General features: G+C 62.7%; 10 protein-coding genes and 2 tRNA genes. 11 read left to right on the forward strand and 1 reads right to left on the reverse strand.

Annotated elements, in window-relative coordinates; all coding sequences use genetic code 11:
• The first annotated feature begins 141 nt into the window (after positions 1-141).
• From ACIPY2_RS00105 to ACIPY2_RS00135, 7 genes are all read left to right on the forward strand, one after another.
• Positions 142-798 (forward strand): MOSC domain-containing protein, encoded by a 657-nt coding sequence (locus ACIPY2_RS00105; RefSeq protein WP_400264399.1) that lies wholly within the window; start codon positions 142-144, stop codon positions 796-798.
• A gap of 380 nt (positions 799-1,178) precedes the next feature.
• A complete protein-coding gene (locus tag ACIPY2_RS00110; RefSeq protein ID WP_400264400.1) occupies positions 1,179-3,272 on the forward strand; it encodes a DEAD/DEAH box helicase in 2,094 nt (697 codons plus the stop codon).
• Between the two features lie 91 nt (positions 3,273-3,363).
• A complete protein-coding gene (locus tag ACIPY2_RS00115; RefSeq protein WP_400264401.1) occupies positions 3,364-3,822 on the forward strand; it encodes a LysM peptidoglycan-binding domain-containing protein in 459 nt (152 codons plus the stop codon).
• A gap of 118 nt (positions 3,823-3,940) precedes the next feature.
• Positions 3,941-4,012 (forward strand) — tRNA-Thr (locus ACIPY2_RS00120).
• Positions 4,013-4,072: 60 nt separating this feature from the next.
• Positions 4,073-4,149, forward strand: a tRNA-Met gene (locus tag ACIPY2_RS00125).
• 79 nt (positions 4,150-4,228) lie between these two features.
• Positions 4,229-4,885 carry an NAD(P)-binding oxidoreductase gene (locus ACIPY2_RS00130; protein WP_400264402.1) on the forward strand — a complete coding sequence of 219 codons (657 nt, stop codon included), beginning with the start codon at positions 4,229-4,231 and terminating at the stop codon, positions 4,883-4,885.
• An 82-nt stretch (positions 4,886-4,967) separates the two neighbouring features.
• Positions 4,968-6,539, forward strand: a complete 1,572-nt coding sequence (locus ACIPY2_RS00135) for a Na+/H+ antiporter (RefSeq protein WP_400264403.1) — start codon at positions 4,968-4,970, stop codon at positions 6,537-6,539.
• Positions 6,540-6,561: 22 nt separating this feature from the next.
• Here the strand turns inward: ACIPY2_RS00135 and ACIPY2_RS00140 are convergent, their stop codons facing one another.
• Complete coding sequence (locus ACIPY2_RS00140; protein WP_400264404.1) at positions 6,562-7,779, reverse strand: ROK family protein; 1,218 nt, start codon at positions 7,777-7,779, stop codon at positions 6,562-6,564.
• 258 nt (positions 7,780-8,037) lie between these two features.
• On the opposite strand from ACIPY2_RS00140, the gene ACIPY2_RS00145 reads away from it, so the two are divergent.
• From ACIPY2_RS00145 to ACIPY2_RS00160, 4 genes are all read left to right on the forward strand, one after another.
• Entirely contained in the window at positions 8,038-9,279 is a 1,242-nt protein-coding gene (locus tag ACIPY2_RS00145) for an ABC transporter substrate-binding protein (protein ID WP_400265076.1), read from the forward strand.
• A gap of 21 nt (positions 9,280-9,300) precedes the next feature.
• Entirely contained in the window at positions 9,301-10,245 is a 945-nt protein-coding gene (locus ACIPY2_RS00150) for a carbohydrate ABC transporter permease (RefSeq protein WP_400264405.1), read from the forward strand.
• A complete protein-coding gene (locus ACIPY2_RS00155) occupies positions 10,245-11,150 on the forward strand; it encodes a carbohydrate ABC transporter permease (RefSeq protein WP_400264406.1) in 906 nt (301 codons plus the stop codon). The genes ACIPY2_RS00150 and ACIPY2_RS00155 overlap by 1 nt, the downstream gene beginning before the upstream one ends.
• A gap of 83 nt (positions 11,151-11,233) precedes the next feature.
• A complete protein-coding gene (locus ACIPY2_RS00160) occupies positions 11,234-12,988 on the forward strand; it encodes a glycoside hydrolase family 13 protein (protein ID WP_400264407.1) in 1,755 nt (584 codons plus the stop codon).
• The last annotated feature ends 48 nt before the right edge of the window (positions 12,989-13,036 follow it).

Raw genomic sequence — 13,036 nt, forward strand, 5'->3', positions numbered from 1 at the left:
ACGACGACAGGTGCAACGCAGAGTTCAAAGCCAAAGGTGAGGGAGCGTTCGGCGGGGAGGGGCGGTTTGGTGAGAGAGCGCCCGGCTGGAGTTGCTGTTTTGTGCGGGAGCATCGGGGTGGGGTTCCGTAGACTAATCCCCATGAACACCGCGTCCCTCCTCGCCGTTTGCCGGGTCCACCAGCTGCTTCCTGATCCCGAGGGCAGCGTGGGTGTTACTGCCATCGACAAACGTGCAGTGGAAGGGCCTGTCAAGGTCCACAAGCTGGGCCTCCACGGCGACGTCCAAGCCAGCCGAAAGGACCACGGGGGAGAGGACCAGGCCCTCTACGCTTACTCCCAGGACGATGCGGACTTCTGGTCGGCAGAGCTGAAGCGCGAGTTGCCGCCCGGGATTTTTGGCGAGAACCTCCGCGTGGCTGGCATCGACGCTACCGGGGCAGTTATTGGTGAGCGCTGGAAGATTGGCATGGATGTGGAGGTCGAAGTGACCTCGCCCCGCGTGCCGTGTGCGACGTTCCAACGCGTGCTGGGAGAGCCGCAGTGGGTGAAGCGCTTCACGGCAGAAGGTCGGGTTGGAACATACCTAAGGGTGATCAAGACCGGGAGCATTTCGGCCGGAGACCATGTCCACCGGGTTTTCGTACCGAAGCACGGGGTCACGGTGGGGCAGTGGTTCAGCGAACCCACCGCTGACATGGTTCAGGTACTGTTGGACGCCGAAGCCGACGGGGAGATCCGTTTGCAGGATGAGTACCACTCCAGGTTCGAAAAACTCCTGCGCCGCAATGGCGCCTGACGGGCGAAAACCGGGGAGTGTGCGCAAGCTCTCACCGTCCGCAGCGCATTACGGGTCGCGTCCGGACTGCCGTGTGCCCTACACTGGATGTATCCCCCACTCCGGAATTCCCTTTATCCTGCCCAATTTTTGAGGCAGGACTGGTAAGTGTTGGGGCCCGCAAACTGTGTGCGGGCATTTTCATAGGGAGCGCCGGCTAAAGAAAACGCTGTACAGACTGCTGGGATAGCAGCCAAGAGATGCAGCGCGAAGTCCTGCCATGGGATTGCGATAGCGCCGGACTTCTGCGATAGCAGGGCACCCTTGCTTGGCTGTCGCGTGTACTGCGGCCAAGCCCAACCGGGCCGCGCCGACGCCCTATGGATGAGGAATTTCCCCACATGCCCGAAACTCTTAACGAGAACCTTGACGCCGAGTCAGCTGAGACCGTGACCGAAGCTCCGGAAGCTGCTGCAAACGTCGAAACCCCCGCCGAAGAGGCGCCTGCCGCCGTCGAAACCCCTGCCGCCGATGAGGCGCCTGCAGCCGAGGCAGACGACGAGGACGGCGTCCGCTTCACCGACCTCGGCCTTGATGGCCGCGTCCTTGCCGCCCTCCAGGATGTCGGCTACGAGAAGCCGTCGCCCATCCAGGCAGCCACCATCCCGCTGTTGCTTGAAGGCCGCGACGTCGTTGGCCTCGCCCAGACGGGTACCGGCAAGACCGCAGCTTTCGCTGTACCTGCCCTGTCCCGCCTGGCCGAACTGCACGACCTCAACGGCCCTTCCCGCAAGACCCAGGCACTGGTCCTGGCGCCGACGCGTGAACTGGCCCTCCAGGTTGCCGAAGCCTTCACCTCCTACGCCAAGCACATGGACGACTTCACGGTCCTGCCGGTTTACGGTGGCTCTGCTTACGGCCCGCAGCTTGCCGGTCTCCGCCGCGGTGCGCAGGTGGTTGTGGGTACCCCCGGCCGCGTCATCGACCACATCGCCAAGGGCTCGCTGGATCTTTCCGAACTCCAGTACCTGGTGCTGGATGAAGCCGACGAGATGCTGCGCATGGGCTTTGCCGATGACGTTGAGCAGATCTTCCAGGAAACGCCCGAAACGCGCCAGGTTGCCCTCTTCTCCGCAACCATGCCGGGCCAGATCCGCCGTATGTCCAAGCAGTACCTGAACAACCCGGCCGAGATTTCGGTGAAGTCCAAGACTTCCACCGGCTCCAACATCCGCCAGCGTTACGTCCAGGTCATGGGCCCGCACAAGCTGGACGCGATGACACGCATCCTCGAGGTGGAAGAGTTCGACGGCGTTATCGCCTTCGTGCGCACCAAGATGGCTACCGAGGACCTCGCCGACAAGTTGAAGGCCCGCGGTTTCCAGGCTGCCGCCATCAATGGCGACATCCCGCAGCAGCAGCGTGAGCGCACGGTTGACGCCCTCCGCGAAGGCCGCATCGACATCCTTGTTGCCACCGACGTTGCGGCTCGCGGACTCGACGTCGAGCGCATCAGCCACGTGGTCAACTACGACATCCCGCATGACACTGAGTCCTACGTGCACCGCATCGGCCGTACGGGCCGTGCAGGCCGCAGCGGCGACGCGATCCTCTTCATGACCCCGCGCGAAAAGTACTTGTTGCGCGCCATCGAGAAGGCAACCCGCCAGTCCGTGGAGCAGATGCACCTGCCCACCGCAGAGACCGTGAACTCGCTGCGCTTGGGCAAATTCGCCGAGCGCATCACCGAAACCCTCGAATCCGAGGATGTTTCGATGTTCCGCGACCTCATCGCCTCGTACGAGGAAGAGCACAAGGTTCCCGCCGCCGAGATCGCTGCTGCTTTGGCTGTCATGGCCCAGGGCGGGCAGCCGCTCCTGGTCAAGGATCTCCCGGCGGCTCCGGAGTTCCAGAAGCGCGAGCGTTCCAAGGACGGCTTCGGTTCCCGTGGTCCGTCACGCCCGCTCACCGAAGGCAATGCGACTTACCGTATCGCAGTGGGTCGCCGCCAGCGCGTCATGCCGGGATCCATCGTTGGTGCAATCGCCAATGAGGGCGGCATCTCCTCGTCCCAGATCGGTGGCATCGACATCCGTTCGGACCACTCCCTGGTGGAGCTCCCCGCGGACCTCAGCCCCGAGCAGTTGCGCGCACTGTCCCGTACTCGCATCGGCGGCGAATTGATCCAGCTTGAGCTGGACTCGGGCCGCAAGCCGAACCGCGACGGCGATCGTGGCGGCTACTCCGGTGGCCGCGGTGGCGGAAACTTCAAGGGCAACGGCGGCTTCAAGAAGGAGTTCCGCCGCAACGACGGCGAGCGTTCTTCGGCAGACCGCGGCGGCCGCTCCTACAGTGAGCGCACGTCCGGCAGCTACGGCGACCGTGACCGTGGCCAGTCCGGTGGATCGCGCTTCGGCGGTCACGGCGACGGCGCACGCAAGCCCCGTGGGGGCGACAGCGGCCACCGCGACTTCAACCGCAAGGGCAAGTGGTAAACACTGCAGTACCCCCAGGGGCCGGCTTTCGAGCCGGCCCCTGGGCCGTTAAACGGTTCCCTGCCAACGGCTGCCGCCGTAGGATCGGGCCATGGGATTCCTGGACAACGTGAAGAAGAACCTGGGCCTCGGCGAGAAGGACCACCACCCTGACCACTCGGCGGCCCGGCAAGCGGCGGAGGACACTGCCGCCGTCGAGGTTTCCTCCTCGGACACGGAGGCCGCTGCAGCCGCCGCAGCGCAGGCGGCCGAGCAGCAGGAGGCAGCGAACGCTGCCGCCGCGCAGGAGGCCGGCCAGGTGGGTCTGGAACCCGAGGACCCCGAGGTGGAGCGGGCAAGCCGTGACGCGGCTGCTGAGGCCGCTGCGGAAGCCGGTCAGCGGGGTCCCGTGGCACCCCGGGTCACCGAGGTTGTTGTGGAGCCAGGGGACACCATGGCCGGTATCGCGGCACAGTTCAATGTGGACCTCGGGGCGTTGATCGCGACGAACGCTGACACGGTCCCTAACCCGGATGCGATCTACCCCGGACAGGTGCTCCGGTTGCCCTGATCCGAGTGGCTCAGAGATCAGGAAAATGGACCGATTGCAAATTGTGTCAGGCCCGATTTTCCCTGTGTTTGCGCCGATTTGGAGCTTCGGAAAACCTCCGGTAGAGTATTTACTCGTTGCCCCCCTAGCTCAGTGGTAGAGCGCGTTCTTGGTAAGAACGAGGTCACCGGATCGATTCCGGTGGGGGGCTCTGGATGAGGGCCTGCGTCAAGGCGGTTTTGACCGGCTGACGCAGGCTTTTCTCATCCGTGGCGGTGTAGCTCAGTTGGTTAGAGCGCACGACTCATAATCGTGAGGTCGGGAGATCGAGCCTCCCCACCGCTACCAAAGCAAGGCCCCGCAGATTCGTCTGTGGGGCTTTTTTGTTGCTCCACTATGTTGGGCACATGTAGGACAGAATGGGTCCATGAGCCGAATCGCAATTATTGGCGGCCACGGCAAGGTGGCCCGGCATTTGTCCCGCATTCTGAGTGAGGAAGGTCACGATGTCACCTCCATCGTGCGGAATCCCGACCATGTGGCCGAAGTCATGGAAACCGGCGCTGCCGCCGAGGTGCTGGATGTGGAACATTCGACGACGGCGGAAATCGCCCAGGCGCTCGGCGGACATGACGCCGTGGTCTGGTCCGCAGGGGCCGGCGGAGGCAATCCGGCGCGGACCTATGCGGTGGACCGGGACGCCGCCATCCGATCCATGGATGCTTCCGGTGACGCCGGAGTCAAGCGCTACGTCATGGTGTCCTACCTTGGTGCTTCGAAAGATCACGGCATCCCCGAGGACCATGGCTTCTTTCCCTATGCGGAAGCCAAGGCCGCTGCCGACGAGTACCTGCGCAGCACCGGCTTGGATTGGACCATCCTTGGCCCCGGGTCCTTGACCGACGAGGCGCCTACCGGGTTGATCGAGGTGGATCCCACCGATCCCGGTAAAGGCACGCAGACCTCGCGCGGCAACGTTGCCCTGGTGGCCGCTGCGGCCCTGGAGCTGCCGCGGACGATCGGCCGGACCATCAGTTTCAAGGACGGCGGCGTGGACGTGGTGGATGCCCTGACGGCGGAGTAGCGCTGGCCCCGGGATATGTTGGTAGGGAACTTTGGCGGCCTGCGCCGTGAAAAAGCGATGCAACATCTGGGGAAGCGGGACTATGGATCAGTTGGCACTCATTGTGGGTTTGCTGCTTGCAACGGTTGTTGCAGTCGGTTTGGGGGACCGGCTGAGGCTTCCCTATCCGGTGCTGATGCTGCTCCTGGCTGTTGCCCTGACCTTCATCCCGGGATTCCCCGAGTTTGAAATTTCGCCTGAGCTGATCCTTCCCATCTTCCTTCCGCCCTTGCTGTTCGCTACGGCCCAGAAGAGTTCCTGGGCTGTGTTCCGGGTGCGGTGGCGGACCCTGCTGCTGATGGCCGTGGCGCTGGTGGTGGTTTCCACAGCGGCCGTGGCGGGCGCGGCGTGGCTCATGATCCCGGGCATCGGTATCCCCGCCGCTATTGCTTTGGGGGCCATGGTGGCGCCGCCGGATCCCGTGGCGGTGGAGTCGGTGGCAGGACGCGTCCACATGCCCCGACGATTGATCACCGTGCTCCAGAGCGAGGGCCTGTTCAATGACGCAGCAGCCATCGTGATCTTCCAAGCCGCCGTTGCCGCTACCGTGGCCGGGAAGGATGTTGGTCCCGGGATAGTGGTCCAGTTCGTCATTGGTGCGGCACTTGCAGTACTGATAGGCATCGCCATGGGTTGGCTCACCAAGGTCATCACCAAGCTCGTCGCGTCAATGGTGGCCCGCAGTGCCGTCACCTTGGTGGTTCCGTTCGCCGCGTACATCCTTGCCGAAGAACTGCACGCCTCAGGTGTGGTCGCCGTCGTCGTGACCGCTTTGGAACTGCAGCGCCATGCACGTCCGCAGGACGCCGCTGAGCGCGTGACCCGCAATGCGTTCTGGGACGTTGTGGAATTGCTGGCTACCGGCTTGGCTTTCGGCCTGGTGGGTCTGGAAATCCGCCACGTCATCCGTGATGAGGGCACCGCCATCTTTGGGATGGTGGGCATGGCGGTAGTGATCTGTGTGCTGGTGTTCGTGGTCCGTTACCTGTGGTTGGGCTTGCTTGCCCTGATGGCTAACCGGCGCCGGAACCTCCTTCAGCCCACCACCCCCAAGGAAGTCCTGATCCTCACTTGGTGCGGAATGCGCGGCCTGGCAACCCTGGCCCTGGCACTGGCGTTGCCGCTCACCTTGCCGGATGGAAGTGATTTCCCCGCCAGGCACGAGATCCTGGTCACTGCCTGCGCCGTCCTCCTGGCCACCTTGGTGCTCCCGGGCTTGACGCTTCCGTGGCTCATGCGGGTGCTCAAAGCCACCGAGGACGGTTCGCATGAAAAGGACGCCGCGCGACTACTCGCCAAGCGGGCCCAGGCGGCGGCTGTCGCGGCACTTAAAGACCACGACCTTATGAAGGAACTCCCGCCGGAGAAGGTGGCACTCGTGAAGGAGAAGATGCGCCGCCTGCACGCCGAGTTGCTGGATGGCACGCTGAAGAACGAATCCGCTGCGGAGAAGCGTGAGCGGGGCAGGGAGTTGGCGATCACCGTCCAGACCATCGCCCTGGATGCTGCCAGACTGGAAGTGGTCCAGGCCAGGAACGAGCCCGGCACTGATCCGGAGGTAGCGGACCGGGTACTGCGTCAGCTGGACCTGCGGACAATGTCCATGCCGGAGTAGCAGCCGACGGCTTGGCACGGGCTTAGGAAGCGCGGTTGGGACGTGATGAGGGGTAAAGATCCAGTGCGTGTTCTTCGACGTAGTCCAAGGCGTGCCGGATCGCTCCGAGGGAAACAATGCCTTCGCCCAAAACGGAGGAGGCCAGCCGCGGGGGAGTGAAGGTGAAGTCCGGAAGATGCTTGGAAATTCCGGGGAGCAGCACTTCGGCGGAAGCGGCCACTCCACCGGCAACCACCACTAGTTCGGGATTTACCAGAGTGCTGATGGAGCCGATGACCTTGGCCATGCGAAGCTCTACGCTCTCCAGCGCTCCGAGGGCGGCAGTATCGCCCTCTGCAGCAGCTTGGAAGACCATTTCGGCGGTCAAGGCCTTGGGATCCCCTCCACAGAGCACCCGCAGCTTGCTTTCAGCGTGTCCTTGCAGGGCTTCACGGCCGGCAGCAACGGCATCGTAGGCAATGCCGTAGGTACTCCCCACGCCTTCGACGTTGTTGAGGAAACCGAGTTCGCCAAAACCGCCAACATGGCCATGCAACAGGCGGCCGGACTCGAGGATGCCTGAACCCAGCCGGTCGCCGGCGAGCATGACCACCAGGTGATCAACTCCCTGGGCTGTGCCTTGCCACCGCTCCGCAAGGGCTGCGAGGTTGGCGTCGTTTTCAAGAAGGACGTGCCAGCCGTGCCGTTCCGAGACGATCCGGCGGACATCGAATGACTTCCAGAACTCCTGGACGGTGAGGACCTCGCCCTCCCTGCTGACGGGTGCGGCGACGCCGACCGAAACGGCCAGTACCGAGTCCGCCGGAACGCCGGCTTGCTCGAGGGCTTCCGCGGCAATTTTGTCCAGGACATCGGCCCGCTCGGCAGCTGAGACGTTGTAGGTCCGGAAGGGCATGGTCACTTGGGACAGTGGCGTGCCGGCCATATTGGCAACGATCGTGGTGATCTTGTTGGCACCGATATCGATTCCCAGGACGCTGGCCGCGCCGTCGTCGAAGACAAATCTCCGGGCGGGGCGCCCTTTGATGTAGTCACCGGCGCCGCGCTGGTTCTCTAGCTCCTGGAGCCAGCCGAGCCGGACCAGTTCGTCGCAGATGGAGATCACAGTGGCGCGTGACAAACCCGTCAGGTTCATCAGTTCCGTGCCGGTGACCACGCCTGCTCCGCGCATGGCTTTGAGCATGGCGCCGGCATTGACCCTGCGTACCAGCTGTGTGGATGGCGCGGTTCCGCTCAGCATGCAGTGCTCCCAACTTCCCCGGCCGCTGATGGAAGGAATGATCGGCCGCTCTAAATTTAGTACATAAATTTAGACTTCGCCTTGTTACGACGTCGAGCTTGACCCTGTGGCGCCCCTCACACAATACTTACGCCGGGTAATAAATTTATCTCCTATCTAAATTCCTGGGTGATGTTGCGCGCCATCACCCCACGCATGCGGCAGAGGGGCCGCACGACGAAAGGACTACGTGTCTTGAGAGTGACACGCAAGAAACGCATGGTGGCACTGGGCCTCGGACTGGCATTGCTCGCCGGATTGCTCACTGGATGTGCAGGAAACTCCGGAAAAGAAACCATCCGCTTCACCTTCAGCAAGCGTGAAGCGATCGGCTTCATGACCAAGCTCGTTGCCGACTACAACGCTTCGCAAAACCACACGGAAGTGGTGCTGGACACCTCCGGCGTGGACGTGGTGTCCGCGAGCTTCGTCCGGGGAAATCCGCCGGACATCGCCTTGGCCAACTACAACATGGAGACCTCGCGGTTTGTCCAACGAGGGGTGCTGAGCGACTTGTCGGACACGGAGGCTGCTTCCCGTGTCCGCGAAGACCTCCAGCCGTTGATGGACCAGTACGGTTCCTATCCGGGCCGGACCAGCGCTTTGCCTTACTCGGTGATGGCCTCGTCCGTGATCTACAACAAGGAGATCTTCGCGGCCAACAACATTGAAGTCCCGCGGACCTGGAGTGAGTTGATCGCTGCGTGCGACAAGCTCAAGGCGGCCGGAGTGACGCCCTTCTACGCAACCTGGAAAGATGACTGGACCATCGCCCAAGGATGGTTCGATTACTCCGTGGGCGGCCAGCTGGACACGCTTGGCTTCTTCGACAAGCTGGCCTCCGAAGGTACTGCCGTGGGAGCCGAATCCGAGGCCTCGTTCCAAAAGGACTTCCATCAGCCCGTGGAAAAGATGCTGACTTTGGCAAAGAACTACGTCAACAAAGATGCCGCCAGCCGCGCTTATGGAGACGGTAACCTCGCGTTCTCGCAGGGAAAGGCCGCGATGTATCTTCAGGGCCCCTGGGCCTTCAGTGAAGTTGCCAAGACCGCTCCGGACCTGCAGCTCGGAACCTTTCCGCTGCCCATGACGGAAGACCCGGCAGACCTGCGTGTCCGCGTCAACGTTGACCTTGCGGCGTGGATCCCCGAGGCGTCCAAGCATAAGGACGCGGCCCACGAATTCCTCGAATACCTCTACAAGCCTGAAGTAATCGAGGCCTACAACGCCTCGCAGCTGGGTTTCACGCCCACCAAGGATGCAAGCGGTGCCCCCGACCCCAGGGTTGAGGGAATGGCCGGGTACTACAACAACGCCCAGGTGTACCAGGGGCCGTCCGTGCTGGTTCCCAAGACGATCCCCATCATGAACTACACGCAGGCGCTCGTGTTTGGAGCCGACGCCACATCCACCCTCCGCACACTCGACGCAGACTGGGCACGCCTGGCCTTCCGCCAGTAGCGCAGACAGGGAGCCAGAAAAATGTCCATCATCGCAACACCAAAATCTTCGGAGAGCCCGGGGGAGCCCCGGACCATGGGGCGGGGCCTTGTGCCGAAGCAGCGCAAGGGGAAGCCGGTTGAGCCGGTCTTCTACCTTTTCCTGCTGCCGAGCCTTGTTCTCTTCACCTTGGCCATCACCGTACCGGGGGTCATCGGCATCTTTTTCAGCTTTACCGACTCCATTGGCATCGGAGACTGGGAATTCGTCGGACTGACCAACTACATCGCCATCTTCAGCGACCCGGCGATCCTGCAGAGCTACCTGTTCACGTTCGGTTTCTCGATCGTCACAGTCGTGGCCGTGAACGTCATCGCTTTTCTTTTGGCCGTCGGGTTGACCTCACGCATCCGGATGAAGTCGGCGCTGCGGACCATCTTCGTCATTCCCATGGTGGTCTCCGGCATCATCATCGCCTACGTGTTCAACTTCCTCTTCTCGAACTCCCTGCCGGCGTTCGGTGCCTCCGCCGGAATTCCGTGGTTGGAGGGCAGCCTCCTGGCCAACCCTGACCTCGCATGGATAGCGATCGTGCTGGTCACGGCATGGCAGGCGGTTCCCGGCTCCTTGCTCATCTACATCGCGGGCCTCGTCGCGGTACCGGGGGATGTCTATGAGGCGGCAGACCTCGATGGTGCGAGCAAAACGCAGCAGCTGCTCAAAATCACGCTGCCGCTGGTTGCCGGGTACGTGGTCATCAACGTCATCCTGGGGTTCAAGGGTTTCCTCAACGCCTACGACATCATCGTGGGCCTGACCAACGGTGGACCGGGCACCTCCACGCGCAGCATCGCCATGACCGTGATCAACGGCTTCAACGGCGGTGATTACGCCTACCAAATGGCCAACGCCACCATCTTCTTCCTGGTAGCGATCGCCATTTCCCTTGTACAGCTATCCCTGACCCGCGGACGGAATGCACTCTGATGAGCACTCAAGCCACCCTAAAGCCGCACGCCACGACCGAAGCCACCTCTGCCGTTGCCGGAAAGAGGCCCGCTTCCAAAAAGCCGGAGCGGACCAACTGGTCTGCCACCACCGTGCTTGTCCTGTGCGCAGTAACTGTCCTGCTGCCCCTGTATGTCACCGTGTCCATGGCCTTCAAGACACAGGGGCAAGCCGTGGACGGCAATGCCTTTTCCTTGCCGGCTCCCTTCAGCCTCGACGGTTTCATCCAGGCATGGACATTGACCAACTTCCCCGTGGGTGCGGCGATGTCCCTCCTGGTTACCGCCGGGACCGTGGTTGCCACGATCGTCCTCGCAGCCTTCGCCTCCTATGCGATTGTCCGCAATTGGGACCGGCGCTTGTTCCGGTATTCGTTCTTCTACCTGCTTGCCGCGATGTTCATCCCCTTCCCGGTGGTGGCGTTGCCACAGATCCAATTGACCGGGCGGCTGGGTCTGGACAATCCGTTCGGCGTGATCCTGCTGGCCACGATGTTCCAACTCAGCTTCAGCGTGCTTCTCTTTACGGCGTTCCTGCGCTCCATTCCCATGGAGTTGGAAGAAAGCGCGAGGATCGACGGAGCCACCACGTGGCAGACGTTCTGGAAGCTGATCTTTCCCTTGCTTGCTCCGATGAGTGCAACAGTGGGCATCTCCGCTTTCCTGTATGCGTGGAACGACTTCATGATGCCTTCATTGATCATTTCCGATCCGGCACTCCAGACCCTTCCCGTGCGGCAGAGCCTGTTCCAGACGCAGTTCAGCAACAACTACCATGTCTCCTTCGCCTCCTACCTGATGGCCATGGCGCCTGCGATCGTCGCTTACCTCTTTACCCAGAGGTGGGTGATGGCGGGCGTGACGCAGGGCGCTGTCAAGGGCTGACGCCAGAGGCCTGTTGACCTCCTGCGCCAGCCGTCACATACTGGTTCGGGAACTAAATTTAGAATCTAAATCAAAGGAGTTTCGTGAGCACCTCCGCCACCAAGGCAAACCTGTCCCACTCCGACCGCATGGCCGACCCCAACTGGTGGCGCCAGGCAGCGGTTTACCAGATCTACCCCCGCAGCTTCTACGACGCCAACGGTGACGGCCTGGGTGACATCAAGGGCATCACGGCCAAGGTCCCCTACCTGCAGGAACTCGGCGTCGATGCTGTGTGGCTGAGCCCGTTCTATCCTTCCGCGCTCGCCGACGGCGGCTATGACGTGGACGACTACCGGAACGTGGACCCCAAGCTCGGAACGCTTGAGGACTTTGACGAGATGGCCGCAGCCCTGCACGCCGCCGGCATCAAGCTGGTGGTGGACATCGTCCCGAACCACTCCTCAGACCGGCACGAGTGGTTCAAGGAAGCCCTCGCTTCGCCGAAGGGCTCGGCCGCACGTGAGCGCTACATCTTCCGTGACGGTAAGGGCGAAAACGGCGAACTCCCGCCGTCGGACTGGGACTCCGTGTTCGGCGGACCCATCTGGGAGCGCATCACGGAACCGGACGGCACCCCCGGCCAGTGGTACATGCACATTTTCGCCAAGGAGCAGCCGGACTTTAACTGGGAGAACCCGGAGATCCGCGAAGATTTCCTGAAGACCTTGCGTTTTTGGTCCGACCGTGGCGTGGACGGCTTCCGCATCGACGTTGCCCACGGCATGGCAAAGGACTTGTCCGAGCCAATGCCCATGAAGGCGGACCTCCTGAAGAAAGCCCACGGAACTGACGGCTTCATCGACGGCTCCCACCCCTTCTGGGACCGGGACGAAGTCCACGAGGTCTACGCGGAATGGCGCAAACTCTTCAACGAGTACAACCCGCCCCGGACCGCCGTGGCCGAAGCCTGGGTGCACGAGTCACGCCGCGCGCGTTACGCCAGCCCCGAGGGCCTGGGCCAGGCCTTCAACTTCGACCTGCTGCAGTCGGACTTTGACGCCGCATCCTTCAAGAAGATCATCACGGACAACCTGGTGCACGCCAAGGAGTCCGGCGCCTCCTCCACCTGGGTCTTTTCCAACCACGACGTCGTCCGGCACGCCACCCGCTACGGGCTGCCGAAGGGCGGCTCCACAGCACAGGGAACCAACGCGGCCCAGGACGTCACCGGTGCCACCCCTAAGGGCCAGGACGGCAAGGGCTGGTTGCTTGCCGGTGCTCCGGCTGAGGAGCTGAACATCGAACTCGGCCTCAAGCGGGCACGGGCGGCCTCGTTGTTGTTGCTTGCACTGCCTGGCTCGGCCTACCTGTACCAGGGCGAGGAGCTCGGGCTGCGCGAAGTCAGCGAGATCCCCGATTCCGAACGCCAGGACCCCTCGTTCTTCCGCAACAAGGGCGTGGAGATTGGCCGCGATGGCTGCCGTGTCCCGCTGCCTTGGACGCCTGAGGGTTCTTCCTTCGGCTTCGGCGCAGGTACCGCACACCTGCCCCAGCCTGCCTGGTTCAAGGACTACGCCGTGTCCACCCAGGAAGGCGTTGAAGGCTCCACCCTCGAGCTCTACCGCAAGGCCCTGCGCCTGCGCAGTGAACTGCAGACGGAAGAGGAACTTGAGTGGGTGGAAACGGGCAACCCCGAGGTACTGCACTTCAGCCGCCCTGGCGGCTGGGAAACGGTGACCAACTTCGGGGCTGAAGCGTTCGAGCTTCCGGCGGGGAACGTCGTCGTGAGCAGCGGTCCTTTGGAGGACGGCAAGCTTCCGGCAGACACCACCGCCTGGATTGTCCGCGAAGCCTAGGGCCACAGGGAACAGCAATTGAACAATGCGAACGGGCGGGGACGCCTC

Origin of the sequence: Paenarthrobacter sp. NPDC089675 (assembly GCF_044749185.1) — a bacterium.
Taxonomy (GTDB): domain Bacteria; phylum Actinomycetota; class Actinomycetes; order Actinomycetales; family Micrococcaceae; genus Arthrobacter.

Coding starts and splice junctions, on each gene's coding strand:
- ACIPY2_RS00105 (WP_400264399.1), top strand. CDS start 142: ATGAACACCGCGTCCCTCCTCGCCGTTTGCCGGGTCCACCAGCTGCTT.
- ACIPY2_RS00110 (WP_400264400.1), top strand. CDS start 1,179: ATGCCCGAAACTCTTAACGAGAACCTTGACGCCGAGTCAGCTGAGACC.
- ACIPY2_RS00115 (WP_400264401.1), top strand. CDS start 3,364: ATGGGATTCCTGGACAACGTGAAGAAGAACCTGGGCCTCGGCGAGAAG.
- ACIPY2_RS00130 (WP_400264402.1), top strand. CDS start 4,229: ATGAGCCGAATCGCAATTATTGGCGGCCACGGCAAGGTGGCCCGGCAT.
- ACIPY2_RS00135 (WP_400264403.1), top strand. CDS start 4,968: ATGGATCAGTTGGCACTCATTGTGGGTTTGCTGCTTGCAACGGTTGTT.
- ACIPY2_RS00140 (WP_400264404.1), bottom strand. CDS start 7,779: ATGCTGAGCGGAACCGCGCCATCCACACAGCTGGTACGCAGGGTCAAT.
- ACIPY2_RS00145 (WP_400265076.1), top strand. CDS start 8,038: ATGGTGGCACTGGGCCTCGGACTGGCATTGCTCGCCGGATTGCTCACT.
- ACIPY2_RS00150 (WP_400264405.1), top strand. CDS start 9,301: ATGTCCATCATCGCAACACCAAAATCTTCGGAGAGCCCGGGGGAGCCC.
- ACIPY2_RS00155 (WP_400264406.1), top strand. CDS start 10,245: ATGAGCACTCAAGCCACCCTAAAGCCGCACGCCACGACCGAAGCCACC.